The organism is Aureimonas ureilytica DSM 18598 = NBRC 106430 (assembly GCF_000382705.1).
Classification (GTDB): Bacteria; Pseudomonadota; Alphaproteobacteria; order Rhizobiales; family Rhizobiaceae; genus Aureimonas; species Aureimonas ureilytica.
This window is the reverse complement of the sequence record NZ_ARQE01000005.1, coordinates 240,069-266,878: the sequence shown is the minus strand read 5'-3', so window position 1 is coordinate 266,878 and position 26,810 is coordinate 240,069. Positions and strand designations below refer to the sequence as shown.

Sequence of the window (26,810 nt, the reverse complement as noted above, 5' to 3'; positions counted from 1 at the left end):
GCCCTCATGAAGATCGACCTATCTCCGCCGAAGACCGACCGCGAGCCGGCGATCAAATCGGCGCCGCAGGACAATGGCGCGCGCCGCGACCAGGGGCGCGCCTTCGATGCGGCCATCCGCGACGCCAAGCCGCCGCAACGCGACGCCGCCTCCGGGCAGGACGCGGCCAAGCCTGACGCTGCGGCCGGGCCGCAGAAAACGCCCGCGAAGTCCCCCGAGCCGAAGGCCGAGACCGGCGGCGCCTCGGCCAGCGTGGCGGCGAATGCGAGCGAGGACACTTCGACTGTTTCGGCCGATGAAACGGCGGCCGACGAGACAAAGACGGACGAGACGGCCACCGACGGCAAGGACGCGCGCTCGCTCCAGTCGCTTCTCGGCCTCCTGACGCAGGCAGCGGCCGCGAGCGCCAAAGACAAGGCCCCGTCGAAGGACGAGGACGCCCATGTCGCGCGCACGCTGGTGCCGGACGACAAGGCGGCTCAGATCGACCCGGACGCGGCCGAGGAATTGTCCGGCGGCAAGGCCGTGCGTCTCGACGTTCTGAAGATGGAAACGCATTTCGAGCCGCATCAGGACGGCATGGTTCTGGTGCGCGCGGACGCCGAGACCGAGAAGGCGGCGGCCGAGGCCGCAGCCACGAAGCAGGCCAAGGGTGCGGGCAAGGGGGCGGCCGACGAGACGGCGTCGCTCCTGGCCGGGCTCGCGGACAAGAAAAGCGCCCAGATCGCGGCAAAGGACGCCTCCGACACGTCTCGCGCCGGCGAGGCGAAGGACGCGAAGGACGCGAAAGATACGACGACCGCCGGCTCGGATGGCGAGGCGGAACTGCCGGTTCGTTTCGACGAAGCCCTGGCGCGCTTGTCGGGCCGCGGCCGCACGAGCGGCGGCAGCGGCGGCGATGCGGCGGGAGGGCGCGGAGATCGGCGCGAGGCGGCGGCCGACGCTGCGGCCCGCTCCGCCGATGCGTCCACCACCAAGACGAAGGACGTCGCGGCCAATCCCGCGCTCGCGGGGGCCGGCGGCCTCGGTCTTGCCACCCAGATCGCCGACCGGATGCTGGAAGTGCTCGGCGAGCCGGCGGCGCGCCCGGCGCCCAGCGCCGGCACCGACAGCCAGGAGCATCTTCGCATGCGCGCGGGCGGCGCCGCGTTGAAGACGCTCACCATTCAGCTCAAGCCCGAGCATCTGGGCACGCTCGACGTTTCCATGCGCCTGTCGGAAGGACGCCTCACCGTGGAACTCGCGGCGAGCCGCGCCGACACGGCGGTTCTCCTGTCGGAGGATCGCGGCGCCCTGCGGCAGCTCCTGGAGCGCGCCGGATTCTCGGTGGACGATGCGGCGATCACCGTGGTCGCCAAGGACATCCAGCCCAATGCCACACGCGCGGCCGACGGCTCGGCGGGGACGGGGGGCGGTGACGGTTCGGGCGGCGGAACCTCCTCGGGCCAGACCTTCCGCGAGGGCTCGGAGAGCCGGGGCGGGGAGGGCGGCCGGAGCCCCCGCCGCGAGGAGGGGGGCGCTCCGGCCGGGCGCGACGAGACCCCGGCGCGGGCCCGTTCCTCCACCTATCTCTGATCCGGGATCGGCGTTCACATCGAAGGCGGGAAAGGGCGACCTTTCCCGCCTTTTGCGTTGCAAAAAATAGCGTTCCGAGCCCCTTGATATGGTTAACGCATTGAAAACGCGTTGACTTATTTGCAACGCCTTCAGGGGGCGTTAACCCTATAGTGATTTTTGGGGATAGGCCGATTCGGGGTGCGGGGGTAACTTTTCCCTAACGAAACGCAAGACACTCGGCAGGGCCAGATGATTGTAGTTGTTGATAACCGCGAGCTCGTCACCAACGGCTACAAGTCGCTCTTCTCGCAGGAAGGCGTCTCCTCGGCCGGCTTCGGCGTGGACGAATTCCGGGATTGGGTCGAGTCGGCTTCGGAAACCGACATCTCGGCGGTGGAAGCCTTCCTGCTCGGCGACTTCCCCGAGCGCGGCACCTTCACCCGTCTCGTCCGCAGCCGCTCCACCGCGCCGATGATCGCGCTGGCCGAGACCAAGGCCCTCAACTCGACGCTCGATCTCTTCGCTGCCGGCATCGACGACGTCGTCGCCAAGCCGGTCCATGTCAAGGAAATCCTCGCCCGCGTCGGCGCCATCCGTCGCCGCGACGTGGCGGTCGATCGCAGCCGCACCTCGGTGGACGAGATCTGCGTCTTCACCGATGGCCGCGACGCCGAAGTCGGCGGCGAGCCCCTCGTCCTGCCGCGCCGCGAGCGCCGCATCCTCGAATACCTCGTTGCCAACAAGGGCCGCCGCGTGTCGAAGCAGCAGCTCTTCAGCGCGATCTACGGCATCTTCGACGAGAACGTCGAAGAGAACGTCATCGAAAGCCACATCTCCAAGCTGCGCAAGAAGCTCAAGATGCGCCTTGGCTACGACCCGGTCTCCTCCAAGCGCTATCTCGGCTACGGCATCGGCGTTTGATTTCAAACAAATTAACGTAAAATGAAAACCCGGCCCTTGCGCCGGGTTTATTTATGTTTATTGATAGAACGTTAATTTCTATTCAGGGTTAACAGTTCGTAGTGCAGTTTGACGCAAGCCTTGCTCGGTAGTTTGACGGCAATTCCCCGCCTCGTCATCAAGGAGCAGGCATGAGCATCGGCGGACTAATGCGCACGAGCGTTTCGGGCATGGGCGCGCAGGCAAACCGCCTCAGCGCCGTCTCGGATAACATCGCGAACTCCAGCACAACCGGATACAAGAAGCAGGAAACCGAGTTTTCCTCGCTCGTTCTGGCCTCCAGCCCCGGTCAGTACAATTCCGGTATGGTCGAGGCGGAAACGCGCACGCTGGTCAGCGAGCAGGGCGGCGTCAGCTATACGACGAACAAGGGCAGCACCAAGGCCGTCGATCTGGCGATCCAGGGACCCGGCTTCTTCGTCGTCAGCGACAACCAGGGCAACAAGGTTCTGACGCGAGCCGGCGCCTTCCGCAACGACGGTCAGGGCAATCTGCGCAACGCCGCCGGCTACATCCTCCAGGGCTATCCGCTCCCCGGGAACGGCGCTGGCGTCCTCAACGGTTATGCCGGCCTGCAGAACGTCACGATCGACGACCGCAAGATGATCACCACGCCGACGACGGCGGGAACGCTGTCGGTCACGCTCAACAAGGGCGCGGACAAGGTTCCGAGCCTCGTGCCCGGCACGGGTACGGCTGCTGAGGCTGCGGCGGCTGTCCAGGCGAATGCCTTCGGCATCAGCACGGCTCCGGCCACGGCCACTGAGCTGACCTTCACCGTTAGCATCGACGGGACGGACACGGACATTACAATCCCAAAGCCGGCTGCCGGATTTGAGACGGTGACGGCGAAGGATGTCGTTAAGGCCATCAATGACGTCGTTGCCGGTGTCGCCTTCGTCGGGACGAGTGGGCAGATCGTTCTGAAGTCCACAACAACTCCGGCCGCGACCGCCGACGAAAGCTCGGTGAAGCTGAGTGGCGTGAAGTTCACCGACGGGACGGACCCAGTCACGGGCGGTTCCATCAAGGGCCTCGACGCCATCGCCTTGACAGAAGGCAAGCTGGCCGTAGACGCGCAATTTGCAGGGACGCTGCCGAGCGAGAACAAGATCGACGCCTCCTACACGTCGATGAAGTCGATCGTGGCCTACGACACGACAGGCAAGGAAGTCACGTTCGACGTCTACATGACGAAGACGGGCGACAACGCCTGGGAATATGCGATCTACAACCGTGCCGACGCTTCGACCGGCAAGACCGCGCCGTTCCCCTACGCCAATCCGCCCGTCACCACGATGCCGGTGACCTTCAACGCCACGGGCGCGCTGCTCTCTCCCGCGGATGGGGCGATCAACTTCCAGGTGCCGGGTGGCGAGCTGATGAAGCTCGACATCACCGGGACCCAGCAGGTCAATGGATCCTTCCAGGTTCGCGACTCGAAGGTCAACGGCAACCCGCCCCAGCTCGTGCAGGAAGTGTCGATCGCCACCGACGGCACGATCTATGCGAACTTCGCGTCCGGCACCCGCATCGCGCTTTTCAAGATCCCGATGGCGCAGGTCCAGAGCCCGGACAACATGCAGCAGATCAGCGGCAACGCCTTCAAGCCGAGCCTGGAATCGGGAACCGTTCTGCTCGGTTTCGGCGGCGAAAGCGGTCTGGGCCAGATCCAGCACGGTGCCCTGGAAAACTCCACGGTCGACATCGCCAACGAACTGACCACGATGATCGAGTCCCAGCGCTCCTACACGGCCAATTCCAAGGTCTTCCAGACCGGTTCGGAAATCCTGGACGTCCTTGTCAATCTGAAGCGCTAAGCCGGGGTGCGCCCCTCCAGGGCGCGCTCTGATTTAAGGCACGGCCGCCAGATGGGCGGCCGGCCTCCGAAAATCACCTCCATCGCGGACGCCCTCCATGACCCTCTCGTCTGCCCTCAACACGGCGACGTCGTCGCTACAGTCTGCCCAAACGCAGACGGCCCTCGTATCGCGCAACATCGCCAATGCGAATGTCGCCGGCGCGACGCGCAAATACGTCAACGTCTCCACCGGACCCGAAGGCCGCGTCGAGGTGCGCTCGATCGCGCAGTCCGGCAACTCGGCTCTGTTTCGCAACGTTCTGAACGGCACGGCGGACGTTGCCAAGTCGAGCATCGTTGCGGGCGGCCTCGATCGGCTCAACGAGGTGGTGGGCGATACGAACGCGAAAGATTCCGCCGTCGCTCTCGTATCGGCGCTGTCGGACGCCCTGTCAGCCTATCGCGCTTCGCCGGCCAATTACCAGGTGGGCATGAGCGCCATTTCGACGGCGCAGAAGTTGGCGAGTTCGTTGAACTCCGTCAGTGCGACGGTCAACGACATCCGGCGTGACGCCGACGACGAGATGGCACAGGCCGCTCTCGACATGAAGGACATCCTGGGACAGATCGACCAGCTGAACCAGCGGATCGTCGCCGGCACGAACCTCAACGTCGATGTGACGGATGACGTCGACAAGCGCGATCAGGCGATCCAGAAGCTGTCCGGCTATGTCGGGATCAGTGTCCAGATGCGCGGCAACAACGATGTCGTGATCCACACGGACAGCGGCGTGACGCTCTACGACCGGTCGCCGCGCAACATCGAATTCACCCGCACCTATCCGTTGGCGCCGGGCCAGACAGGCGGTGTTTTCCGCATCGACAACGTGCCGGTCACCGGCGACACGGCGACCATGCCGATCACGAGCGGCAAGATCGCGGGTCTCGCCGATCTCCGTGATAAGGTCACGACCAGTTTTCAGAACCAGATCGATACGATCGCGCGGGGCCTCATCACGGCCTTCGCCGAAAGCTACACGGACGCATCCAACGTCACGACCGTGAAGCAGGGGCTGTTCCAGGCCGACGACACGAGCATCGGCGTCGCGGGTCGGCTGAAGCTGGCCTCGTCCGCCCTCGGCGATCCGACATTCCTTCGAGATGGCGGGATCAACGGCTGGCTCTATCGCTCCAATCCCGATCAGGCAGCCACAGGCTTTACGGCGCGCTTGTCGGACTTGTCGAATGCCTTGAACGCCGACCGCTCCTTCAACGTCGCCGATGTGACGCCCTCGGGGACGCTTGCCCGATTTGCGGCTTCGTCCATGAGCTGGCTGCAAGGCATGCGCTCCACGACGGCTGCGACGAACCAGTATCAGCAGACCCTGCTCGACAAGAGCCAGTCGACGCTTTCCAACGAGACCGGCATCGACCTGAACTCGGAGCTGACCCGGCTTCTCGACCTGCAGCGGTCCTTCCAAGCATCCTCGAAAATCATCACCACGGTGGACCAGATGATGGCCGCCCTTCTGCAAGCCGTCTGAGAAGGCCCGATACTATGGCGATTTCCAGCCTGACACTCAGTAACTTCTCGCGGTCGACCATCCAGCGGGTCCAGACGCAACTCGCCGATGCGCAGAAGGAACTCAATACGGGTCGGCACGCGGATGTCGGGATGACCCTTGGTTACGTCACGGGCTCGGCTGTGACCTATCACACGCAGGAATCCAGCCTGAAGAGCATGCTGGAAACCAACAAGCTGACGAACAACCGCTTTTCGCTGATGGCCAACGCGTTGGGCGCAGTGCGCGATGGAGCGGACGACTATTCCAAGGCTCTGCTCAACGGCTCCGCCACGGGAACGGGCGTCTCGGCGCTCATGACCAGCGCTACGCAAGGGTTGCAGCAGATCTTCGGTGCCATCAACACGACCGATGGACGAGCCTATGTCTTCTCCGGCACGCATAGCGACACGGCGCCCGTGAAGAGCGATACGACGGCGCTCACCGACGATATCAAGGCGAAGTTTCTGAGCGCCCTCGGCATCAGCGACGTCTCGCAAGCGACCGCCGATCAGGTGACGGCCTATTTCGGCGACGACGGCTACGCGATTCCTCCGTCGACCACGAAACACAGCTTCAAGAACGATTTCGAGACGTCCTGGCAGACCGTGGCCAGCGCTGCGGGCGGCGTATCGACGGTCAACATCTCCAAGTCCGAAGCGATCGAGACGTCGGTCAGCGCCAATCAGGCTGCCTTCAAGAACTCGGTGGCAGCTTACGCCATGGTCAGCGCGCTGGGCGTCGACAAGATGGGTGACGATGCCCGCAAGCAACTGACCATGGCCGCTCAGAGCAAGTTGAAGGCGGGTCAGGACGGAATCGTGAAGCTGCAAGCCGATATCGGCGTGCGCCAGAACCGCATCACGGCCGCCAACGATATCCTGACCAAGCAGATCGATCTGGTCGGAGATGCCTACGGCCGGCTGGAAGACGTCGACTCGACCGAGGCGAGCCTTCAAGTCAACCAGCTGATGACGCAGCTGAACGTGAGTTTCGCCGTCACCGGCAAGCTGCAGGGTCTCAGCATCCTCAACTATCTCTGACCGCGGTTCCGGCCGCTCGATACCCCGCACAAAAGGGCATGATTGCCCGCCGCTTTGAGGAATGGGAATGTATCAATTCTCCTACGCCGAGGTCACGCAGGACAGTTCGGCCACCGCCCGCGACCAGGAGCGGGAGGCGCTGGACCGCATGGTGGACGCGCTCAAGCGCGCCGATGCCGCCGGGCCGCGCTCGCGCGAGGCGATCGAGGCCATCTATCTGACCCGCAATCTCTGGTCGCTCCTGGTGGAAGACCTGGCCACCCCGGGCAACGCGCTGCCGGACGAACTGCGCGCCAGCCTGATCTCGATCGGCCTTTGGGTCATGCGGGAAGCGGAGGCCATTCGTCTCGGCCAGCGCGACAATTTCTCGGCCATGATCGAAGTCACCAGCATGATCCGCGACGGACTGGGGGAGTAGAGGTGTCGACGCTTCGCATCACGCTTCGCGCCGGCGAGCGCATCTTCGTCAACGGGGCGGTCATGCGCGTCGATCGCAAGACCCATCTGGAATTCCTGAACGACGTGACCTTCCTTCTGGAAAGCCACGTCATGCAGGCCGAAGACGCGACGACGCCCATCCGCCAGCTCTACTTCGTCGTTCAGCTCATGCTGATCGACCCGGCCGCCGCCACGGAGACGCGCAAGATCTTCGATCGCAGCTTCCCCGCGCTGATGGCGGCCTTCTCCTCGCCCGCCGTGCGCTCCGGCCTGCAGGACGCGGCCGAGCTGATCGAGCGGGACCGCGTGTTCGAGGCGCTCAAGCGCGTGCGCTCGCTGATCGCGCTGGAAGACGCGATCCTGGCGGCCGCCGCCGGGACGGACGAGCCGGCCAATCTTTCCGCCATCACCTTGCCGGACCGCGCGCCGGTCGCCATGGGAGCTCGCTGAGCCATGTCCGTTACCGGGGTCACGTCCTCCAACAACGCGGCGGCCACCACCGCGACGAACTCCTCGTCTTCGACCTCTTCGGAGCTGAAGACCGGTCTCGACTACAACGCCTTCCTGCAGCTCCTCGTCTCGCAGATGAAGAACCAGGACCCGTTGAACCCGACCGATCCGACCCAGCAGATGAGCCAGCTCGCCTCGTTCTCCAACGTGGAACAGTCGATCAAGCTGAACCAGAAGCTGGAAGCGATGACGACGCTGACCGCGCTCACCAGCGCCAATCTCCTGATCGGTCGCACCGTGACGAACGGCGACGCCTCGGTCAGCGGCACGGTGAAGTCGATCCAGGTGACGAGCAACGGCACGATCGCCACGCTCACCTCGGGCCAGGACCTGACGCTCGGCAACGGCGTGAAGGTCGAGTAGCCATGAACGAGGCCGATGCCATCGATATCGTCCAGCACGCGATCTGGACCGTCGTTCTCGCCTGCGGCCCGGCGGTCGCCGGCGCCATGCTGGTCGGCATCCTGATCGCGCTGTTCCAGGCGCTGACGCAGATCCAGGAAGTGACGCTGACCTTCGTGCCGAAGATCCTGGCGATCTTCGTCATCATCGCGCTCACCGCCGGATTCACCGGCGCGCAGGTCTATGCCTTCACGCAGGAAAGCTATTCGCGGATCGAGCACGGGTTCTGAGCAAGCCCGACGGATAACCGGAACGCCCGCCCGACCCGTTCGGGCGGGCGTTTTTCGTTGGAGCGCGGCGCTGGGCGCCCGCGCCAGCCCGGCACCAGTCCCCTTTGAAATAAAGCGTTAAGGATTACGCCCGCGGCCAGTCGCGCGGGCCTCACGTCCGCCCGCACCACCGTTTCCCGGGGAATGCGCCGCATGTCGGTCGATACGCTCAAGATCGCGCCCAGCCTGCCCAAGAATTCAAGACGCGACATCGGCTTCGCCGCCGGCATCGTGGCGATGCTGGCGGTGCTGTTCGTTCCCATCCCCGCCTTCGTGATCGACATGGGGCTGGTGATCTCGATCGCCCTGTCGATCCTGATCCTGATGGTGGCGCTCTGGATCGAGAAGCCGCTGGACTTCTCGGCCTTTCCGACCGTCCTGCTCCTGGCCACGATGTTGCGCCTGTCGCTCAACATCGCCACGACCCGCGTCATCCTCAGCCATGGCGACCAGGGCCACAACGCCGCCGGCTACGTGATCGGCGGCTTCTCGCAGTTCGTCATGGGCGGCGATTTCGTCATCGGCATCGTGGTCTTCATCATCCTGATCACGGTCAACTTCCTCGTCATCACCAAGGGCGCGACGCGTATCGCGGAAGTCGGCGCGCGCTTCACGCTCGACGCCATTCCCGGCAAGCAGATGGCGATCGATGCCGATCTCTCGGCCGGCCTCATCGACGAGAAGCAGGCCCAGACCCGCCGCCAGGAGCTGGAAGAGGAAAGCTCCTTCTTCGGCTCGATGGACGGTGCCTCGAAATTCGTGCGCGGCGACGCGATCGCCGGCCTCATCATCACCGCCATCAACATTTTCGGCGGCATCATCATCGGCGTGACCCGCCACGGCATGGACGCGGCCCATGCCGCCGACGTCTTCGTCAAGCTCTCGGTCGGCGACGGTCTCGTCACGCAGATTCCGGCCCTGATCGTTTCGCTCGCCGCCGGCCTTCTCGTCTCGAAGGGCGGAACGCGCGGCGCGGCCGAAAAGGCGATCATGACGCAGCTCGGGCATTACCCGCGCGCGCTGATGGTGGCCGCAGCGCTTCTGGGCCTGCTCGCGCTTCTGCCGGGCCTTCCCTTCCTTCCCTTCGCCATCGCCAGCTTCGGACTCGCGTCGCTCGCTTACGTCATCCCGCGTCGTCGCGCCGAAGTGGTGCAGCGCGAGGAGGCCGAGAAGAAGGCCGTCGAGGAAAAGGCGATCGAGGTCGAACGCCAGTCGGTCAAGGAATCGCTGCGCATCATCGAAGTGGAACTGGTGCTCGGCAAGCAGGTCTCGGCCCATCTGAACTTCGCGCGCGACGAGCTGGCCAATCGCGTCGCCAAGATGCGCCGCCGCTTCGCCTCGCGCTACGGTTTCGTCATTCCCGAGATCAAGCTGTCGGACGATCTGGCGGTGGACCCGCGCTCCTATTCGATCAAGGTCCATGGCACGACGGTCGCGAGCCAGCAGATTCGCCTGGGCGATCTCCTGATCGTGCTCGGCGAGGCGCCCGCGCCCGACATTCCGCACGATCTCACCAAGGAGCCGGCCTTCGGCCTGCGCGCCGCCTGGATTTCCGACACGTTCGCCGCCGCCGCGCGCCGCGCGGGCTTCGAGCCGGTGGACACGCTCTCGATCATCCTGACGCATCTGTCCGAAGTGATCCGCAACAACCTCGCCCATCTTCTGTCCTACAAGGACATGCGCCTGCTGCTCGACCGGCTGGAGCCCGAATACAAGCGTCTGATCGACGAGATCGTGCCCGCCCATATGAGCTATTCGGGCCTGCAGGCGGTGCTGAAGCTGCTCCTGGCCGAGCGCGTCTCGGTGCGCAACCTCACGCTGATCCTCGAAGCCATCGCCGAAATCGCGCCGCATGTGCGTCGCTCCGAGCGCATCGTGGAACATGTGCGCACCCGCATGGCGCAGCAGATCTGCGGCGATCTCCTTCACAACGGGCAGCTCGGCGTCCTGCGCCTCGGCAATCGCTGGGATCTGGCCTTCCATCAGGCGCTCAAGCGCGACGCGAAGGGCGACGTCATCGAGTTCGACATCGACCCGCGCCTCGTGGAGCAGTTCGCGGGGGAGGCCACCAAGGTCATCCGCGAGAAGACCGACCAGGGCGAGAATTTCGTGCTCGTCGCCTCGCCGGACGCGCGCCCCTATGTGCGCATGATGATCGAGCGCATCTTCGTGAACCTGCCGGTGCTCTCGCATCTCGAAATCGCGCGCGGCGTCGACATCAAGGCGCTCGGATCGATCTCGTGAGCGCCGACGCCCAGGCCCTCGTCATCGCGCTCTTCCTGATCTTCTGCCGCATCGGCTCGTGCCTGATGGTGCTGCCGGGCTATTCCAGCGCGCGCATCCCCCAGCACATCCGCCTGTTCGTGGCGATCGCGGTGGCGCTGGCCGTCTCGCCCCGGCTCCTGCCGCAGGTTCTGCCGCTGGTGCAGGGGGCGAGCGACGATCTGCGCATCGCCATGACGGCGGGAGAGATCCTGAACGGCCTCCTGATCGGGCTTCTCGGCCGCGTCTTCATGATCGCGCTGCAGTTCTCCGGGTCCATCGTGGCGAATGCCATCGGCATGGGCCAGTCGCTCGGCGTGCCCCTGGAAGGGCACGAGGCCGACCCGGCGCTCGTTTCGCTGGTGACGCTGACGGCGACCGTGATGATCTTCTCGCTGAACCTCCATGCCGAGATCGTCAACGCACTGGTCGCCTCCTACAAGGCCGTGCCCGTGGAACTCGGCTTCTCGATCCGCTCGGGCCTGGATGCGCTTGTCGACAATCTCGGCCAGACCTTCATGCTGTGCCTGCGCATCGCCAGCCCCTTCGTGGTCTATGCCGTGGTGGTCAATTTCGCGATCGGCCTCGCCAACAAGATGACGCCGCAGATCCCAATCTACTTCATCTCCATGCCCTTCGTTCTGGCGGGCGGTCTTTTCCTTCTGTGGTTCTGCGTCGGCAACTTCCTGTCGATCTTCGCGGACGCCTATCACCGCTGGGTTCTGTTCGGATGAGCGACGGCAAGAGATCGGATCGCCTCGCGCGCGTGCTCGCGGTTCAGGAGCGCAAGCGCCAGCTCGCCGAATGGGCCCTGTCCGACCTTGTGCGCGAGGAAAAGCGGCTGGAGGACACGCGCGTCGAGCTTCTCGACACGCTCGGCGCCCAATCCCTGATGCAGGGCCTGTTTCTCGACGCCAAGGTCTCGGCGCTCAAGCGCAACGAGGTGGCGCTCGCAGCCGTCCTGAAACAGAAGGACGAAGCGCGCGAGCGCGTGCAGGCGGAAAGTCTGGCTGAAAAGCGCGTCGAGCGGGCCGCCAACGCGGCGCTGGTCGAGGATCGCGCCACCGAAGAGGCCGCAGCGCTCGCTCTGACGCTCGACGACTATCTCGTCGGGCGCGCCGCAAGCCTGGAATAAGTGGCGGCACGTAAAAGAAAGAGAACCACGGCCCGCCGTGTCTCGAAGCAGAAGTCGGCTCCCATGATCCTGTCCTCCCTCGCATCGTCCGTATCCGCCTCCGCGATCGAGCGGCCCGCCGCCGCGCCGGCTGCCGCGAACGCGGCCGGGGCGTCGGACTTCGCCGGCCTCGTGTCGGCCCGCCAGGCCGAGGCGGCGGCGGAAGCGGCGCGCGACGAGGCCGCGCGCTTCCATCACCAGACCTCGCGCAGCGGCGAGCTGGAGCTCTTGCAGCGCTTCGAGAGCTTCGTCCTGCGCTCCTTCGTGGAGAGCATGTTGCCCGACAAGAACACGAGCTTCTTCGGCACGGGCACGGCCGGGCAGATCTGGAAATCCATGCTCGCCGAGCGCATCGGCGACGAAATGGCCGCGTCGGGCGGCATCGGCATCGCCGACATGCTCGCCAAGCGCGAGGCGAGCGCGACGCCGGCCGACATGAAATGAGACCGGCCGGCCGGCGCCCGGCAAGGGCACCGGCATGGGCGAGGAACGGGCGGCCCGCCCGCATCAGCAAGAGGTAAGAGCAAGTGGAAGCGGTTCTGTTTCAGGCCATCAATCGGTTGGAAGCCGTCCTGGCAGGTGAGAGCCTCGCGCTGCGTTCGGGCGACAGCACGGGCCTTGGCGACATCAGCAATCGCAAGAACCAGAGCCTTCTCGAGTTGACGCGCATCTCGCGCGGGATCGAGCCGGCGGGCTTCAGCGACGAGATGCGCGAACGTCTGGGAACGCTTCGCGAGCGTCTCGACGACAACAGCCGCCTTCTCCAGATGCATATCGAGGCCACCGCCGAGGTCGCCGACGTGATCACCAAGGCCATGGCCGCCGCCGAATCCGACGGCACCTATGGCGCCCATGTCTCGGGAGCGCGGTCGGCCAGATGATCAAGCTTCTGGGGATCGGCGTCTGGGTGATGGTCGTCACGCTGGGCGCCGGCTACGCCATGGCGAGCTTCAGCGGCGGGGGCGAGGCGCCCGCGCCCAAACAGCCGACCTATTTCGAGGGGCTCGACTACAAGAAGACCACCAGCATTGCCGTTCCCCTGATCTCGGACAACGCGATCCAGGGCTACGTTCTGGCGCGCTTCGTCTACACGATCGACGGGAAGCTGGCTTCGACGCTGGCGGTTCCGCCCGATCCGATCATTCTCGACGAGGCGTTCCGCGCGGTCTACTCGGTGTCGGGCTTCGATTTCCACAATCCCGAGCGCTACGATCTCGCCGCGCTTCTGGGATCGATCAAGGAAACCGTCAACAAGCGCTACGGCCAGAAGGTCGTGGAAGACGTGATGGTGGACCAGTTCGACTTCCTGCCCAAGAGCCAGATGACCCCCCAGACCGGCGGCGGCGACGTCTCCAAGGGCGAAATCGAGCAGATGCGGGCAGGCGGTCGCAAGTCCTGATCCTCGGCTGCCTTTACGCCGCGTAAACCCTGTTTCGCTAGAGTTTTGCCCACATGCGCCCGGCCTTCATGGCCGGCGCCTGCACGTTTGGAGACTGGTGGTGATCTCGACCCTTCTGAACTATCGGCTCTACACGAACAACATGGCCCAGACGCTGGAGCGCCTGTCGAGCCAGGAGCAGGTGAAGCGTGACAAGAGCTATTACGAAGAGAACATCGGCAAGGTCACCTCGGTCGATCAGTTCCTCGGCGACTACAAGCTCTACAGCTACGCGATGAAGGCCTATGGGCTGGAGGATCAGATCTCCGCCAAGGGCATGATCCGCAAGGTGCTGCAGAGCGACCTGACGGATTCCTCGAGCTATGCCAACAAGCTCGCCGACCAGCGCTACCGCGACTTCGCCTCGGCCTTCAGCTTCGGTTCGAGCAAGGCGCCGACGGCCCAGTCGAGCGCGCAGACCGAGCGTCTGACGGAAGCCTATGCCGAGCGGGTCGATACGTCCGCGCCGATCGCGGCCAAGGCGACGAGCTATTACTCCGACCATATCGGCGCGATCACCTCGATCGACGAGTTCGTGGCCGATCGCGGCCTGCTCGATGTCGCGCTTCGCGCCTCGGGCTTTCCGGAGCCGAGCATCATTTCGTCCGACTATGCCAAGCAGGTGCTGACCGGCGACGCGTCCAATGGCGACGCGTCCTGGGCGACGCTGCGCACGCAGTTCTCGGCCGCGACGGGCAGCGGCACGGCGCGCAGCTGGGTCGCCCAAACCGCCAAGATGGCGTCGAACCTCGTCTATACCTACAATGCGCAGACCGGCAACGCGACGAGCCCGCAGGCCAAGCAGGCCGACACCGATTATCTGAACGCCTTCTTTTCCGCCGACAACGCCACCAAGACCGTCTCCGCCTTCACCGGCGACGAGCGGCTTTTGAAATTCGCGCTGACCGCGATGGGCTCGGAGATCGTCTATGCCTCCGGTTCGGCGGCGAGCTATCTTCAGGACCCGTCCTCGATCCCGAGCACGGTGTCCAGCGTCGAGAAAGCGCGCTTCCAGTCGCTCCACGACATGCTGGGCGTCCAGAGCGACGGCACGATGTCACCGCCCTCGGACGGGCTGGACAAGGTGATTTCGGGCTACGAGACCAATTACAAGACCGCCTTCAACAAGTCGGTGAACTTCGACACGACCGAGTTCAGGGCCTCGCTGGCCGACGTCAAGTCCGTGACCGATCTGATGGCGGCCTCGTCGGTGGACGGCAAGCGGCGCACGTTGAACTACGTCTTGAAGGCCGTCGGCATCGACCCGAACACCGTCAGCTTCACCAAGATCCGGGCCGTTCTGACGAGCGATCCGACCGATCCCAACAGCTACGTCTCCAAGCTGAAGGACGAGCGCTACACGCAGCTCGCCGCCGCGTTCAATTTCGACGAGAACGGCAAGCTGCGGCCCGAGCGGCTCATTCAGTCCACTTCCGATCAGACGCGAACCGGAACGCTCTATGCCGCGACCTTTGGCAAGGACCTGAACGAAGCGACGAAGGCGCAGATCAAGGCGGACACCAAGACCTATCTCGCCGCTGTCGGCTCGGCGGTCTCGCTGAACGATCTCCTCGGCGACAAGAAGGCGATCCAGTACGCGCTCACCGCCTATGGCGTGAAGAACAAGGACCTGTCGAAGGACGAGCTGCGCAAGATCCTGACGAGCGATCTCGCCGACCCGAAGAGCTATGCCAACACGCAGACCGACAAGGCCATCGCCAAGTTCGCGGCTGCGTTCAACTTCGAGACGGACGGCAGCGTGCGCGCCACGGACACGGGCGGCCAGCAGGGCGCCGACCGCCTGGCGACCGACAAGCTCTATCTTCTCCAGACGCTGGAAGAGCAGGCGGGCGAGACCAGCGAGGGCACGCGTCTGGCGCTCTACTTCCTGCGCAAGGCGCCCGCTCTCACCAGCGCCTACGGCATTCTGGCCGACAAGGCGCTGTATCAGGTCGTGCGCACCGCGCTCGGCCTGCCGGACGGCATGGTGGCCATGGACACCGACAAGCAGGCCGCGATGATCCAGCGCAAGCTCGACGTGAAGGATTTCACCGACGAGAAGAAGCTCGACAAGTTCGTCTCGCGCTTCGCCGGCATGTACGACGTCGCGAACCAGGATTCCTCGTCCAACCCGGTGGTCCAGCTCTTCGGCGGGGGATCGGGTTCGGGCATTCTCGGCATCTTCTGACGATCCGTCGCGCCCTCGTCCAGGGAACCCGTTCGGCCGGCCAAGCGTCCTCCTGTCAGGAACACGAGGGAGATTGGCCATGAACGACAATGAACCGAACCGCCTGAACGACGCGCAGCTCGATGCGGATGTGAGCGTTCTCGGCGACGATCGCGGCGGCGAGCCCAAGGTCGCGCGCGTCGGCTCGGCGCCCGCCCCCGAGGGCGATGCCGGTCTGCACGAGACGCTGTCGGACGGCACGGCGCGGCCCGAAGGGCAGAGCGGCGAGGACCAGATCACCCGCGAGCGCATCGCCAAGGACGCGCAGCGCGACGTGGTGGATCGCGTCAACAAGAGCTGACGAGGGCGCCGAGCCTTCTTCGCGGCGACCTTCACGACGCCCGGCCCGATCTCGGCCGGGCGCTTTCGTGTCCGAAAATGGCCACGCCGGGGCCGCGCAGAGGCCGTCCGCCACGGGCAGGGGAGCTCCGACCCGCGATCCCCGGCCTTTCGCTTCGCCGAAAAATCGTTAGAAAGCCCCGACGAGGCGAGCATCGGCTCGCCGGATGCCCACGCGCATCCCGATTTTTCGCAGGGTTCGGCCGCCTATGAGCAACGACATCTTCATCCGCGAGGTGAACGAGGAGCTTCGCCAGGAGCGCGTCCGCGCCCTTTGGCTGCGCTACGGCACGATCGCGGTGGCGGTCGCTGTCGTGATCGTGCTCGCCGTCGGCGGCTATGTTCTCTGGCAGCGCCATCAGCGCAGCCTGGAAGCGGCAGCCGGCGATCAGCTTCTGGCCGCCAGCACCTTCATCGAAGAGGGTAAGCCCGCTGAAGCGCGCACGATCCTCGAAGACCTCTCGCGCGGCGGCGTCGGCGCCTATCCCGCGCTCGCGCGCCTGCGTCTGGCCGAACTCGAACTCGGCAACGATCCCGCCAAGGCGGTCGCGGCCTTCGACGCCATCGCTGCCGACACCGGCGTCTCGCAGAGCCTGCGCGACATGGCGAGCCTGCGCGCGGCCTATGCGCTGGTGGATCATGGCTCGCTTGCCGACGTGCGCGCCCGCGCCGAGCGCCTGACCTCGGACGGCGAGGCGCTGCGCTACGGCGCGCGCGAGGCGATCGGCCTTGCCGCCTGGAAGGCGGGGGACGTGGACACCGCGCGCGATCTCTTCACGCAGCTTCAGGAAGATTTCGGCACGCCCGCCGGCATCAAGCGCCGCGCCGGATTGATGGTGGAACTGATCGAGGCCGAGCACGGCGCAAAGCCCGGCACCACCGCATCCGCCACCGCTCCGGCCACGCCGCAGAGCGACGAAGCCGAGACGAGCGAAGCCGCATCCGCGCCCGAGCCGACCGCGCCGGCCGCTCCGGCGCCGGCTCCTGCAGGCGCCGCGCCCGAGGCCGCCGCACCGAGCCCTTCGACGCCCGGCGAGACCGCGCCCTCCGCCACCGCGCCGGCCACGCCCGCGAGCCCGGCCCCCGCCGCACCGGCGGCGACGAGCCCGAGCCCGCCCGCCGCCGAGCCCGCGCCCGCCGCGCCGGCCGCCAACCAGCCCCCGGCCTGACCTTTAGAGGAGCGAGACCCAGCCATGGTGACGATCGCCATCATCGGACGGCCGAATGTCGGCAAGTCCACGCTCTTCAACCGCCTCGTCGGCCGCAAGCTCGCGCTGGTGGACGACCGGCCCGGCGTCACGCGCGACCGGCGCGAGGGCGAGGCGACGCTTCAGGATCTGGAGTTTCGCGTCATCGACACGGCCGGCCTCGAGGAAGCCACCGCCGATTCCCTGGAAGGGCGGATGCGCGCGCAGACCGAGCGCGCCATCGACGACGCCGACCTTTCGCTCTTCGTGGTGGACGCCAAGAGCGGCATGACCCCGCAGGACGAAGTGTTCGGCGAACTGCTGCGCCGCCGCAACAAGCCGGTCGTTCTGGTCGCCAACAAGTCCGAGGCGCGCGGCTCCGAAGGCGGCTTCTACGACGCCTTCGCCCTCGGCCTCGGCGACCCCTGCGCGATCTCGGCCGAGCATGGCGAGGGCATGGCCGATCTGCGCGACGCGATCGTCGAGAAGCTCGGCCTCTCCGCCTTCCGCGAGGAGGGCGAGGACGAGGCCGATGGCGAGGAGACGATCGAGTTCGACGAGGATGGCGAGCCCATCCAGCGCTACGACGCCACCAAGCCGCTGAACATCGCCATCGTCGGACGGCCGAACGCCGGCAAGTCGACCCTGGTGAACCGCTTCCTCGGCGAGGATCGGCTTCTGACCGGGCCGGAAGCGGGCATCACCCGTGATTCGATCTCGGTCGAATGGGAATGGCGCGGCCGCAAGGTGAAGATGTTCGACACGGCTGGCATGCGCCGCCGCGCGCGCGTCGAGGAGAAGCTGGAAAAGCTCTCCGTCGCCGACGCGCTGCGCGCCATGCGCTTTGCCGAAGTCGTGATCATCGTTCTCGACGCCACGGTTCCGTTCGAAAAGCAGGACCTGTCGATCGCCGACCTGATCTCGCGCGAGGGCCGCGCGCCGGTTCTGGCCTTCAACAAATGGGATCTCATCGAGGACCGCCAGGCGCTTCTCGCCGAGCTTCGCGAGAAGACCGACCGGCTCCTGCCGCAGATGCGCGGCGTGAAGGCCGTCACCGTTTCGGGCGAAACGGGCGAGGGGCTCGACCGGCTGATGAAGGCGGTGACCGAGACGCACGAGATCTGGAACAAGCGCGTGTCCACCGCCAAGCTCAACCAGTGGCTCGAGCGCATGGTCGCGCACCATCCGCCTCCGGCCGTCGCCGGGCGCCGCGTGAACATCAAGTACATCACGCAGGTGAAGACGCGCCCGCCGACCTTCATCCTTTCCACCTCGCGGCCCGAGGCGGTCGGCACGGCCTATATGCGCTACCTCATCAACGGGCTGCGCGAGCAGTTCGGCATGACCGGCATTCCGATCCGCATCACCATGCGCAAGTCGGACAATCCCTACGCGCACAAGGCGAAGAAGTTCTGAGGCGAGGCTGGCGGCGCAAGGCGCGCGCCAGCCCCCGTTAACCTTCCACTAAGGTTAATAAGAGATGGTCGGCTTCTCAGGGAACCTTGGGAGCCGACGATGGCCGTTCACGCTCGATCCACGAAGACGAGGCGCTCGCGCGGTTCGCGACCGAGCCGTGCGCCCGCGCGTCTCGTGCGATCGCTGCCGCTGGCTCTGCTCGCGCTTCCCATGTTTCCCTCCATCGCCGTTCTGACGCCCGCGCCGTCGCCGCTCGGCTTCGAAGCCGAGCTCGCGGAAGCGCCGCTGGATCGCGCCGGCCTCGCGCTGGCAGGGACAGGCGAGGAGCCCGCTCTTTACGTGCGCGACCCCAATGCGCGCGTTCCGGCCGTGAGGGGAGGGCGCGTCGGCCCGACGCCGCTCGCGACCGTCCAGCCGAAATTCGCCGCCGGCCGCCTCGTCGATCCGGCGAACCTGTTGCGGGCCGGCATCGCGCTCGGCGACGAGAACCTGCGCACCGCCTTCGCCCCGGAAGCCGCCTCGGGCGACTATCAGGTCGCCGCGAGCTTCGCGCCCAAACCCGGCGAATCGAAGCCGGGCAAGGATCGGTCGAAGGGCGGTGGGGCGTTGATGGCCGTCGCCGCGCTGTCGGGCAAGGGCCTCGAAAGAGAGACCGCCGGCTCGCCGGTCGCCGCCGCCTATGCGGGCGAAGCGCGGCCGGGCCTTTCGACGCTGTTCGACGCGGTGCTCGGCCCGACGCGCGGCTTCGTGCCGCCCAAGGGCGAGAACGATCACGACTGGGTCGCAACGCCGCTTCCCGCCTCCGCCTATACGCCGGAGGAACAGACCTGTCTGGCCAAGGCCGTGTATTTCGAGGCGCGGGGCGAAACCGACCAGGGCCAAGCCGCGGTCGCGCAGGTCGTTCTCAACCGCGTGCGCAATCCGAGCTATCCCAAGACGATCTGCGGCGTCGTCTATCAGAACGCCGACTGGTTCGGCCGCTGCCAGTTCTCGTTCGCCTGCGACGGCATCAAGGACATCATCTGGAATCGCCCGTCTTACGTGAAGGCCGAACGAATCGCCCGCGAGGCGACGAATGGCGAGGTCTGGCTGCCCGAAGTCGGCTCGGCGACCCATTACCACGCCACCTATGTCCATCCGCGATGGGCCAAAACGATGGAAAAGGTCGACAAGATCGGCCTTCACATCTTCTACCGCACCTTCGGCGGGGGCTGGCGTTAGCCGGCCCTTTTCGTTTCGGGGACGACGCTCCTATCTTGAAGAGAGGGCGATGGCCCCTCGCGAACACGCAAACTTGAACCGCCTTTGTTTCGCCATGCCTTGAGCGGACACATCGGCCGCATGGACGGATGACGATGAGCGAACCCGACCCCCGGAGCGATGCCGAACTCGACGCCGACAGCCGGAAACTGCAGGAGCGGATCGACCGGCTGAAAGCCGCCACGGCCGAGCCCGAACTCCCGGCGCAAGGGCAGGGCGGCTACCAAGGAATGGCCCAGGGCCTCAAGATCGCAAGCGAATTCATCGCGGGCATCATGGTGGGCGGGGCCATCGGCTACGGGATCGATCGCCTGTTCGGTGTCTCACCCTTCGGGCTCATCGTTTTCCTCATGCTGGGCTTTGCGGCGGGCGTTCTCAACGTCGTGCGCTCGGCCAGCGGCGAGAAGGAGCCGACCGAACGACGCTAGCGGAGCGATCGTTCGGAAAGCACAGGTGCATTTCGCGGTCAGGGAGTTGCGAAGCGCGGTTCGGGACGCTATGGCAGTGGCGCTCTCGAAGGGCTCCGCATCAAGAGGACCAGACGTTTTGGCGAACGATCCGCTTCACCAGTTCCAGATTTCTCGGCTCGTTCCGATCGAGATCGGCGGCCTTGATCTGTCGTTCACCAACTCGGCCCTGTTCATGGTCGCCACAGTGGCAGTCGCCACGGGCTTCCTGTTCTGGTCGACGCGGGGACGCGGTCTGGTTCCGAACCGCGCGCAGTCGGTGACCGAACTCTCCTACGAGTTCATCGCCAAGATGCTGCGCGACGCGACGGGCTCGCACGGGATGCAGTTCTTCCCGCTCGTGTTCTCGCTCTTCATGTTCATCCTGGTGGCCAACCTCATCGGGATGTTCCCCTACTTCTTCACCCTCACCAGCCATCTGATCGTCACCTTCGCGCTGGCGATGCTGGTGATCGGCACGGTCGTCGTCTACGGCATCCGTCACAACGGCCTTGGGTGGTTCAAGGTCTTCGTTCCCTCGGGCGTTCCGGGCGCCGTTCTGCCCTTCGTGGTGCTGATCGAGGTCATCTCGTTCCTGTCGCGCCCCGTTTCGCTCTCGGTTCGTCTCTTCGCCAACATGCTGGCCGGTCACATCACCCTCAAGGTCTTCGCGGGCTTCGTGGTGTCGATGGGCAGCATGGGCGCGCTCGGTTTCCTTGGCGCCATTCTCCCGCTCCTGATGACCGTGGGCATCACGGCGCTCGAGTTCCTGGTCGCCTTCCTGCAGGCCTACGTCTTCGCGGTCCTGACCTGCATGTACCTCAACGACGCGGTTCACGTTCACCACTGACCGTCGTTTTCCCTTTCGCGGTCGCTTGGCGCCGCGGATCCTACCCCGCACGATCCAACCAAAGGAGTTCCCCATGGACGCGGAAGCTGCACGTTACATCGGCGCTGGTCTCGCTTGCTTCGGCATGGCCGGCACCGCTCTCGCGCTCGGCAACATCTTCTCGAGCTTCCTCACGGGCGCGCTGCGCAACCCGTCGGCGGCCGACGGCCAGTTCGGCCGTCTCGTGTTCGGCTTCGCCGTCACGGAAGCTCTCGGCATCTTCTCGCTCCTGATCGCGCTCCTGCTGCTCTTCGTCTAAGCAGGTCGTTTTAGGGATTGTGCAGCCGGCCGCCCTTGTGAGGGGCGGCCGGACCCGTATCATCGGAGTCCGACATGTTCGTCACCCAGGCTAGCGCCCAGGTTCAATCGCCAGATGCAGGTCCGACCCTGATGGAAACACCCGTTCCTCCGACCGGCGAAGCGATCGCTCTCCAGCCGGGCGATCATCACGAGGAAGCCGGCTTCCCGCCGATGAATCCCGAGTTCTTTGCGTCCCAGATCCTCTGGCTCGCGATCACGTTCGGCGTCTTCTACTACGTCCTCTCCAAGACGATCGTGCCCCGCATCTCCACCGTGTTGGAGAACCGCCGCGAGCGCATCGCCCTCGACCTCCAGGCCGCCGAGCGCATGCGCCAGGACGCCGACGAGGCGCAGGCCGCCTATGAGCAGGAACTCGCCTCCGCTCGCAAGAATTCCGCCCGCATCGCCGGCGAGGCCCGCGACAAGGCTCGCGCCGACGCCGATGCGCAGCGCAAGTCGATCGAAGCCGATCTCGACGCCCGCCTCGAAAGCGCGCAGGCCCGCATCGCCGACGTGAAGGCTCGGGCTCTCGCCGATGTCGGCACGATCGCCGAAGACGCCGCCGAAGCGATCCTCAACGACATCGCCGGTCTCGGCGTGTCGCGCGAGGACGTGTCGCGCGCCGTCCAATCCGTTCGTTCGTAAGAGGGCGTCGTCATGGCTTTCGACAATTCGTTCTGGGCTCTCGTCGGCCTCGTCCTGTTCCTCGCGCTGATCGCCTATCTCAGGGCACCGGCCATGATGGCGAAGGCGCTCGACAAGCGCGCCACGCAGATCCGCAACGAGCTGGACGAAGCGCGCGAGCTGAAGGAAGAGGCCAAGCAGCAGCTGGCCGAATATCAGCGCCGCCGCCGCGAGGCCGAGGCCGAGGCGCAGGAAATCCTCGCCATCGCCCAGCGCGAGGCCGATGGAATCGTGACCGACGCCCGCGTCAAGAGCGAGGAATATGTCGCTCGCCGCACCGAGGTCGCCGAGCAGAAGATCAAGCAGGCCGAGATCGAGGCCGTGTCCGAAGTGCGCGCCCGCGCCGTGGACATCGCGATCGACGCCGCGACCCGCGTCATGGCCGAGCGCAATGTCGGCGCCGATCCGCGCATGACCGACCAGTCGATCGCGGAAGTCCGCCGCCGTCTCAACTGACCGAAGTCGATACGATCTGATCAAAAGGCCGGCTGCGAAGCCGGCCTTTTTCGTTTGCGGTGTCTGGAAGGGCGCGAAGGCGTCGCGCACCTGTGCGGCACTAACCTTCGCCGTTCAGCGCCTGCGCGAGCGCCTTGACCGGGCCGAAGCTGCGGCGGTGATGCGGGCCGATGCCGTGCAGCGCCAGGGCCGCGCGATGGGCTTCGGTCGGATAGCCCATGTGTCGGCCGAAGCCGTAGCACGGATCGTCCCGGCAGAGAGCGGTCATGATCCGGTCGCGCGTCACCTTGGCGATCACGGAGGCCGCCGCGATCGAAAGCGACAGGGCGTCGCCGCCGATCACCGCCGAAGCCGAGCAGGCAAGGCCGGGGGGCACGTCCCGTCCGTCGATGAGGGCGTGGTCCGCCGCGCGCGGTAGCGCGGCAAGGGCCCGGCGCATGGCCAGAAACGTCGCCTGGCGGATGTTGAAGCGATCGATCTCCGCCGCGCTGGCGCAGCCGATGCCGATCTCGGCATCGGTCAGGAGGTCCTCGAACAGACGCTCGCGGTCGGCAGCGGTCAGCTTCTTGGAATCATCGAGCCCATCCGGAATGCGATCCGGCCGAAGGATCACGGCCGCGGCGACGACCGGGCCGGCGAGAGGCCCACGCCCGGCCTCGTCGATGCCGGCGATACGAAGCCGCCCATCGGGAGCGAGGAGCAATTCGCGGGAGAAGTCCGGGCCGGAGCGCGCGGAACGGGGGCGGGAAAGGGTGGGAGAATCGGAGGAACGGCGAGCCATGGTGCGGCGAGACTCGCGCATTCTCCGATTCTCCTCAAGGCTCGCGCGCCGGATGCGGGCAGCGCGCGAGAGATCCGGCGCGTGGGGTCGAACGCCGGAAGCGGGCGGCCGACCGGGCGAGCCGGTCGGCCGAAAGGTCAAAGCAGCGAGAGCTGGACGCCAGCGCCCTTGGGCGCACGGAACAGGTCGGTGCGAAGCTTGGTGCGCTCCAGATTGAGGTCGAAGCGGCGGGCCGCCATCTCGAAGCGGTGCTTGATCTGCATCGCATAGGGGCCACGGCCGGACATGCGCTTGCCCCATTCGGCGTCGTAATCCTTGCCGCCCCGCATGGAGCGCAGAAGCGACAGGACATGCCGATAACGATCGGGATAGTGCTGCAGCAGCCAGTCCTTGAAGAGCGGCGCGACCTCCAGCGGCAGACGCAGCAGCACGTAGCCGACCTCGCGCGCGCCGGCCTCGGCCGCCGCTTCCAGAAGCCGCTCAATCTCCTGGTCCGTCAGGCCCGGAATGATCGGCGCGGTCATCACCATGGTCGGCACGCCGGCCTTGGTCAGCTCGCGCACCGCTTCCAGACGCTTGGCGGGCGTCGCGGCGCGCGGCTCCATCGTGCGAGCGAGCCGGCGGTCGAGCGTCGTGACCGACAGCGCGACCTTGGCGAGACCCTTGGCGGCCATGCGCGAGAGAATGTCGAGATCGCGCAGCACCAGCGCCGATTTCGTGACGATGCCGACCGGATGGTTGGCGGCCTCCAGCACTTCCAGCATCTGGCGCATGATGCGCCGCTCGCGCTCGATCGGCTGGTAGGGATCGGTGTTGGTGCCGATGGCGATGGCCTTCGGCTCGTAGCCGGGCCGCGCGATCTCCTCCTCCAGAAGCTCCGCCGCGTTGGGCTTGGCAAAGAGCTTGGTCTCGAAATCGAGCCCGGGCGAGAGCCCGACGAAACTATGGGTCGGCCGCGCGAAACAATAGATGCAGCCGTGCTCGCAGCCGCGATAGGGGTTCACCGAGCGGTCGAAGGAGATGTCCGGCGAATTGTTCCGCGTGATGACGGTGCGGGCCATCTCGGTCTGCACCTCGGTCCGAAAGCTCGGCAGCTCGTCCATCGTCGCCCAGCCATCGTCGAAGACGGAGCGCGCGAAGGGCTCGAACCGGCCGCTCGGGTTGAGGCCGGCGCCCCGGCCGCGCCGGCGCTCGAAACCGACGCGAAGGCCGGATTGGGCGACGACATGCTGGGCCATATCGAGACCGTCCCGGCCGGACATGGCGAGGCGATCGGCAGTGCGGATCTCTTGCATGGGACAACCTTCCGTTCGGTTGCGCGCGTTGTGACCATAGTCCTATTCATCGAATGAGAACATTTCAAGAACAAAGTGAAGAATCCTCGTCGCCTTCTGGTCAGCGCCGTGCCGCTCGGCTAAGCGCAGATCATGCTGAGCGTTCTCGTTTTCGATGCGGAGGAGCCCTTCGCCCTGAGCGTCACCCTGTCCTCCCTCGTAGGTGGCGTGGTGGAGGGCGTCCTGCGCGAGGTCGTGGTGGTCGCGCCGGGCGGCGAGGGCGTCTCGAAGGTCGCCGACCATGCCGGCTGCGCGATGCAGACGCTGGAGGATCTGCGGCAGAGCGCTTCGACCCTGAAAGGCGATTGGGTGCTGGTGCTGCGGGCGGGCGACAGGCTGCCGGCCGATTGGCCGGAGCGCGCGGCGCTTCACATCGAGGGCGAGGCGCGCGGCTCCAAGCTGCGGGCCGGGCAGTTCCCGCTTTCGTCGCGGCCCGCCTCCGGCTGGCGTCGCTGGGTGCGTCGCAAGACGAGCGCGCCACTCGTGCCCCGGTCGCATCTCGCCAAGCGGCTGGCGGAAGGGGCACCGCTCGATGTCGTGGCGCGCGGCATCGCCAGCCTGCGCCTGGCGCGGCGCGAGGACTGAGGGACGGGCTTTAGGGGCGGATCGTCAGGCGGCGGAGCCGCCCTTGCGCCGGAGATGCTCGTCCAATCGCGGCATGATCTCGACGAAGTTGCAGGGCTTGTGCCGGTAGTCCAACTGCGCCTTCAGGATGTGATCCCAGGCGTCGCGGCAGGCGCCGGGCGAGCCGGGCAGCACGAAGACGAAGGTCGCGTTCACGACGCCGCCCGTCGCGCGGGACTGGATCGTGGACACGCCGATCGTCTCGAAGGACACGCGGTGGAAGACGGCCGAGAATCCGTCCATGCGCTTGTCGAAGATCGGCTCCAGCGCGTCGGGCGTCACGTCGCGGCCGGTGAAGCCGGTGCCGCCCGTCGTGATCACGACATCGACCGTCGCATCGCGCGACCAACCGAGGACGGTGTCGCGGATGGCGTCGCGATCATCGGGCACGATCGCGCGCGCGGCGAGATGGTGCCCCGCCTCCGTCAGCCGCGCGACGAGCGTGTCGCCGGAGCGATCGTCCGTCGCCGTGCGCGTGTCGGATACGGTAAGAACGGCGATGCCGAGGGGCACGAAGGCGCGTTCGGTTACGGACATGGCCGGACTTCCCGTTCTGCAACGCTGGAGGCCATCGCCCACCAGCGGGGATGGCGCGACTGGAGGCGCGAGACGGCGGCTCGCGCCGCCCCGTCGGTTTCGAAGAGGGCGAAGACCGTTGCCCCCGAGCCGGACATGCGCTGGAACAGGGCGCCTTCGCCCGCCAAAGCGGCCGACACATCCGCGATTTCGGGAACGAGGCCGAGAGCGGGCGCTTCGAGATCGTTTCGCGTCTGGCGCAGATAGGCGATAAGGGCGCCGAGATCACCGAACCCGGCCTCGGGCAAGGGCGGCAGGGCCGGATTGTCACGCCGCTCCAGCGCCGCGAAGGCGGCGGGGGTCGAGACGGGCGCACCGCAATTGACGAGAACAAGGGCGAAGCGCGGCAGGCGCGGGACCGGCGCGGCGATTTCCCCGACGCCCCGCACACGCGCGGCCTGTCCCGACAGGCACATCGGCACGTCCGCGCCGAGCGCCAGGGCTTCGTCCGCCAGCGCGGCGCCGAGCGCGGGCCAGCGCTCGGTGACGAGGCGCAGGAGCGCGGCCGCATCGGCCGATCCACCGCCGATGCCAGAAGCCAGGGGCAGGTTCTTTTCCAGATGAATGCGGAGCGGCGGAAGGGCGAGACCGGAACGCGCCGCGACGCTGCGGGCAAGGTCCAGCGCGCGCAGGACGAGATTGCCCCGGTCGAGCGGCAGGCCGGCGGCGAATGGCCCGTCGATCGTCAGCCGGTCGGCGTCGGCGGCTTCGATCCAAAGCCGGTCGCCATGCTCGGCGAAGACCACGAGGCTGTCGAGATCATGATAGCCATTCTCGCGCCGCCCGGTGACGTGCAGCGCGAGATTGATCTTGGCGGGAGCCAGCGCGACGCTTCGAAGCGTCTGCGCCGGGCGCTCGGACAGGTCCACCTTTTG

Annotated in this window: 29 protein-coding genes and 1 pseudogene; 26 read left to right on the top strand and 4 right to left on the bottom strand. The window is 66.3% G+C overall.

From position 1 onward, the window contains the following. Window positions 1–6 precede the first annotated feature (6 nt). From B146_RS0113325 to B146_RS0113205, 25 genes and pseudogenes are all read left to right on the top strand, one after another. Window positions 7–1,575, top strand: coding sequence for a flagellar hook-length control protein FliK (locus B146_RS0113325; RefSeq protein ID WP_019996947.1), 1,569 nt, complete (start codon window positions 7–9; stop codon window positions 1,573–1,575). A gap of 231 nt (window positions 1,576–1,806) precedes the next feature. Next, window positions 1,807–2,478 carry a response regulator transcription factor gene (locus tag B146_RS0113320; protein WP_019996946.1) on the top strand — a complete coding sequence of 224 codons (672 nt, stop codon included), beginning with the start codon at window positions 1,807–1,809 and terminating at the stop codon, window positions 2,476–2,478. A gap of 170 nt (window positions 2,479–2,648) precedes the next feature. Then, on the top strand, window positions 2,649–4,337 hold the full coding sequence (locus B146_RS27805) for a flagellar hook protein FlgE (RefSeq protein ID WP_081630986.1): 1,689 nt from the start codon (window positions 2,649–2,651) through the stop codon (window positions 4,335–4,337). A 97-nt stretch (window positions 4,338–4,434) separates the two neighbouring features. Further along, window positions 4,435–5,862: a flagellar hook-associated protein FlgK gene (gene flgK, locus B146_RS0113310; protein ID WP_019996944.1), complete on the top strand. Its 1,428-nt coding sequence runs from the start codon at window positions 4,435–4,437 to the stop codon at window positions 5,860–5,862. Between the two features lie 14 nt (window positions 5,863–5,876). After that, on the top strand, window positions 5,877–6,923 hold the full coding sequence (locus B146_RS0113305) for a flagellar hook-associated family protein (protein WP_019996943.1): 1,047 nt from the start codon (window positions 5,877–5,879) through the stop codon (window positions 6,921–6,923). Window positions 6,924–6,990: 67 nt separating this feature from the next. Next, entirely contained in the window at window positions 6,991–7,341 is a 351-nt protein-coding gene (gene flaF, locus B146_RS0113300) for a flagellar biosynthesis regulator FlaF (RefSeq protein ID WP_019996942.1), read from the top strand. A 2-nt stretch (window positions 7,342–7,343) separates the two neighbouring features. After that, window positions 7,344–7,811: a flagellar biosynthesis repressor FlbT gene (flbT, locus tag B146_RS0113295; protein ID WP_019996941.1), complete on the top strand. Its 468-nt coding sequence runs from the start codon at window positions 7,344–7,346 to the stop codon at window positions 7,809–7,811. A gap of 3 nt (window positions 7,812–7,814) precedes the next feature. Beyond that, the gene (flgD, locus tag B146_RS0113290) at window positions 7,815–8,234 is read left to right on the top strand and encodes a flagellar hook assembly protein FlgD (RefSeq protein ID WP_019996940.1); all 420 of its coding nucleotides are present in this window, start codon (window positions 7,815–7,817) and stop codon (window positions 8,232–8,234) included. A gap of 2 nt (window positions 8,235–8,236) precedes the next feature. Then, on the top strand, window positions 8,237–8,503 hold the full coding sequence (gene fliQ / locus B146_RS0113285) for a flagellar biosynthesis protein FliQ (RefSeq protein ID WP_019996939.1): 267 nt from the start codon (window positions 8,237–8,239) through the stop codon (window positions 8,501–8,503). Between the two features lie 192 nt (window positions 8,504–8,695). Continuing rightward, window positions 8,696–10,786 (top strand): flagellar biosynthesis protein FlhA, encoded by a 2,091-nt coding sequence (gene flhA / locus B146_RS0113280; RefSeq protein ID WP_019996938.1) that lies wholly within the window; start codon window positions 8,696–8,698, stop codon window positions 10,784–10,786. Continuing rightward, a complete protein-coding gene (locus tag B146_RS0113275; protein ID WP_019996937.1) occupies window positions 10,783–11,538 on the top strand; it encodes a flagellar biosynthetic protein FliR in 756 nt (251 codons plus the stop codon). Before flhA ends, B146_RS0113275 begins: the two co-directional genes overlap by 4 nt. Further along, complete coding sequence (locus B146_RS0113270) at window positions 11,535–11,939, top strand: hypothetical protein (RefSeq protein WP_019996936.1); 405 nt, start codon at window positions 11,535–11,537, stop codon at window positions 11,937–11,939. The genes B146_RS0113275 and B146_RS0113270 overlap by 4 nt, the downstream gene beginning before the upstream one ends. A gap of 63 nt (window positions 11,940–12,002) precedes the next feature. Then, complete coding sequence (locus tag B146_RS29565) at window positions 12,003–12,422, top strand: rod-binding protein (RefSeq protein WP_019996935.1); 420 nt, start codon at window positions 12,003–12,005, stop codon at window positions 12,420–12,422. 83 nt (window positions 12,423–12,505) lie between these two features. Then, complete coding sequence (locus B146_RS26025) at window positions 12,506–12,859, top strand: flagellar protein FlgN (protein WP_019996934.1); 354 nt, start codon at window positions 12,506–12,508, stop codon at window positions 12,857–12,859. Then, the gene (locus tag B146_RS0113255; protein WP_019996933.1) at window positions 12,856–13,377 is read left to right on the top strand and encodes a hypothetical protein; all 522 of its coding nucleotides are present in this window, start codon (window positions 12,856–12,858) and stop codon (window positions 13,375–13,377) included. Before B146_RS26025 ends, B146_RS0113255 begins: the two co-directional genes overlap by 4 nt. 97 nt (window positions 13,378–13,474) lie before the next feature. Further along, window positions 13,475–15,604: a DUF1217 domain-containing protein gene (locus B146_RS0113250; RefSeq protein WP_156421755.1), complete on the top strand. Its 2,130-nt coding sequence runs from the start codon at window positions 13,475–13,477 to the stop codon at window positions 15,602–15,604. Window positions 15,605–15,683: 79 nt separating this feature from the next. Next, window positions 15,684–15,944 carry a hypothetical protein gene (locus B146_RS0113245; RefSeq protein ID WP_019996931.1) on the top strand — a complete coding sequence of 87 codons (261 nt, stop codon included), beginning with the start codon at window positions 15,684–15,686 and terminating at the stop codon, window positions 15,942–15,944. Window positions 15,945–16,191: 247 nt separating this feature from the next. Further along, entirely contained in the window at window positions 16,192–17,151 is a 960-nt protein-coding gene (locus B146_RS30090; protein ID WP_274532746.1) for a tetratricopeptide repeat protein, read from the top strand. A 24-nt stretch (window positions 17,152–17,175) separates the two neighbouring features. Then, a complete protein-coding gene (gene der, locus B146_RS0113235; protein ID WP_019996929.1) occupies window positions 17,176–18,585 on the top strand; it encodes a ribosome biogenesis GTPase Der in 1,410 nt (469 codons plus the stop codon). Window positions 18,586–19,329: 744 nt separating this feature from the next. After that, a pseudogene (locus tag B146_RS30270) lies at window positions 19,330–19,806 on the top strand (cell wall hydrolase); the annotation flags it as partial. A gap of 134 nt (window positions 19,807–19,940) precedes the next feature. Continuing rightward, on the top strand, window positions 19,941–20,273 hold the full coding sequence (locus B146_RS0113225) for an AtpZ/AtpI family protein (RefSeq protein ID WP_244498216.1): 333 nt from the start codon (window positions 19,941–19,943) through the stop codon (window positions 20,271–20,273). A 118-nt stretch (window positions 20,274–20,391) separates the two neighbouring features. Next, window positions 20,392–21,141 carry a F0F1 ATP synthase subunit A gene (locus B146_RS0113220; RefSeq protein ID WP_019996926.1) on the top strand — a complete coding sequence of 250 codons (750 nt, stop codon included), beginning with the start codon at window positions 20,392–20,394 and terminating at the stop codon, window positions 21,139–21,141. A gap of 73 nt (window positions 21,142–21,214) precedes the next feature. Further along, the gene (locus B146_RS0113215) at window positions 21,215–21,439 is read left to right on the top strand and encodes a F0F1 ATP synthase subunit C (protein WP_019996925.1); all 225 of its coding nucleotides are present in this window, start codon (window positions 21,215–21,217) and stop codon (window positions 21,437–21,439) included. 74 nt (window positions 21,440–21,513) lie between these two features. Beyond that, a complete protein-coding gene (locus B146_RS0113210) occupies window positions 21,514–22,125 on the top strand; it encodes a F0F1 ATP synthase subunit B (protein ID WP_026358586.1) in 612 nt (203 codons plus the stop codon). A gap of 12 nt (window positions 22,126–22,137) precedes the next feature. After that, a complete protein-coding gene (locus B146_RS0113205) occupies window positions 22,138–22,620 on the top strand; it encodes a F0F1 ATP synthase subunit B family protein (protein ID WP_019996923.1) in 483 nt (160 codons plus the stop codon). 100 nt (window positions 22,621–22,720) lie between these two features. On the opposite strand, the gene B146_RS0113200 is transcribed toward B146_RS0113205, so the two are convergent. Further along, the gene (locus B146_RS0113200; RefSeq protein ID WP_019996922.1) at window positions 22,721–23,422 is read right to left on the bottom strand and encodes a ribonuclease HII; all 702 of its coding nucleotides are present in this window, start codon (window positions 23,420–23,422) and stop codon (window positions 22,721–22,723) included. Window positions 23,423–23,538: 116 nt separating this feature from the next. Then, on the bottom strand, window positions 23,539–24,696 hold the full coding sequence (locus B146_RS0113195) for a PA0069 family radical SAM protein (protein ID WP_019996921.1): 1,158 nt from the start codon (window positions 24,694–24,696) through the stop codon (window positions 23,539–23,541). 132 nt (window positions 24,697–24,828) lie between these two features. On the opposite strand from B146_RS0113195, the gene B146_RS27790 reads away from it, so the two are divergent. Next, window positions 24,829–25,320, top strand: a complete 492-nt coding sequence (locus B146_RS27790; protein ID WP_019996920.1) for a hypothetical protein — start codon at window positions 24,829–24,831, stop codon at window positions 25,318–25,320. A gap of 24 nt (window positions 25,321–25,344) precedes the next feature. On the opposite strand, the gene moaB is transcribed toward B146_RS27790, so the two are convergent. Both moaB and B146_RS0113180 read right to left on the bottom strand, forming a co-directional pair. Then, window positions 25,345–25,896, bottom strand: a complete 552-nt coding sequence (gene moaB, locus B146_RS0113185; RefSeq protein WP_019996919.1) for a molybdenum cofactor biosynthesis protein B — start codon at window positions 25,894–25,896, stop codon at window positions 25,345–25,347. After that, window positions 25,887–26,804, bottom strand: coding sequence for a 4-(cytidine 5'-diphospho)-2-C-methyl-D-erythritol kinase (locus tag B146_RS0113180; protein ID WP_019996918.1), 918 nt, complete (start codon window positions 26,802–26,804; stop codon window positions 25,887–25,889). The genes moaB and B146_RS0113180 overlap by 10 nt, the downstream gene beginning before the upstream one ends. Window positions 26,805–26,810 lie beyond the last annotated feature (6 nt).

Coding starts and splice junctions, on each gene's coding strand:
- B146_RS0113225 (WP_244498216.1), top strand. CDS start 19,941: ATGAGCGAACCCGACCCCCGGAGCGATGCCGAACTCGACGCCGACAGC.
- flhA (WP_019996938.1), top strand. CDS start 8,696: ATGTCGGTCGATACGCTCAAGATCGCGCCCAGCCTGCCCAAGAATTCA.
- flaF (WP_019996942.1), top strand. CDS start 6,991: ATGTATCAATTCTCCTACGCCGAGGTCACGCAGGACAGTTCGGCCACC.
- flgK (WP_019996944.1), top strand. CDS start 4,435: ATGACCCTCTCGTCTGCCCTCAACACGGCGACGTCGTCGCTACAGTCT.
- moaB (WP_019996919.1), bottom strand. CDS start 25,896: ATGTCCGTAACCGAACGCGCCTTCGTGCCCCTCGGCATCGCCGTTCTT.
- B146_RS0113255 (WP_019996933.1), top strand. CDS start 12,856: ATGATCAAGCTTCTGGGGATCGGCGTCTGGGTGATGGTCGTCACGCTG.
- B146_RS0113200 (WP_019996922.1), bottom strand. CDS start 23,422: ATGCGCGAGTCTCGCCGCACCATGGCTCGCCGTTCCTCCGATTCTCCC.
- B146_RS27805 (WP_081630986.1), top strand. CDS start 2,649: ATGAGCATCGGCGGACTAATGCGCACGAGCGTTTCGGGCATGGGCGCG.
- B146_RS0113245 (WP_019996931.1), top strand. CDS start 15,684: ATGAACGACAATGAACCGAACCGCCTGAACGACGCGCAGCTCGATGCG.
- B146_RS0113205 (WP_019996923.1), top strand. CDS start 22,138: ATGGCTTTCGACAATTCGTTCTGGGCTCTCGTCGGCCTCGTCCTGTTC.
- B146_RS0113215 (WP_019996925.1), top strand. CDS start 21,215: ATGGACGCGGAAGCTGCACGTTACATCGGCGCTGGTCTCGCTTGCTTC.
- B146_RS29565 (WP_019996935.1), top strand. CDS start 12,003: ATGATCCTGTCCTCCCTCGCATCGTCCGTATCCGCCTCCGCGATCGAG.
- B146_RS0113320 (WP_019996946.1), top strand. CDS start 1,807: ATGATTGTAGTTGTTGATAACCGCGAGCTCGTCACCAACGGCTACAAG.
- B146_RS0113195 (WP_019996921.1), bottom strand. CDS start 24,696: ATGCAAGAGATCCGCACTGCCGATCGCCTCGCCATGTCCGGCCGGGAC.
- flgD (WP_019996940.1), top strand. CDS start 7,815: ATGTCCGTTACCGGGGTCACGTCCTCCAACAACGCGGCGGCCACCACC.
- der (WP_019996929.1), top strand. CDS start 17,176: ATGGTGACGATCGCCATCATCGGACGGCCGAATGTCGGCAAGTCCACG.
- B146_RS0113270 (WP_019996936.1), top strand. CDS start 11,535: ATGAGCGACGGCAAGAGATCGGATCGCCTCGCGCGCGTGCTCGCGGTT.
- B146_RS30090 (WP_274532746.1), top strand. CDS start 16,192: ATGAGCAACGACATCTTCATCCGCGAGGTGAACGAGGAGCTTCGCCAG.
- B146_RS27790 (WP_019996920.1), top strand. CDS start 24,829: ATGCTGAGCGTTCTCGTTTTCGATGCGGAGGAGCCCTTCGCCCTGAGC.
- fliQ (WP_019996939.1), top strand. CDS start 8,237: ATGAACGAGGCCGATGCCATCGATATCGTCCAGCACGCGATCTGGACC.
- B146_RS0113210 (WP_026358586.1), top strand. CDS start 21,514: ATGTTCGTCACCCAGGCTAGCGCCCAGGTTCAATCGCCAGATGCAGGT.
- B146_RS0113305 (WP_019996943.1), top strand. CDS start 5,877: ATGGCGATTTCCAGCCTGACACTCAGTAACTTCTCGCGGTCGACCATC.
- B146_RS0113325 (WP_019996947.1), top strand. CDS start 7: ATGAAGATCGACCTATCTCCGCCGAAGACCGACCGCGAGCCGGCGATC.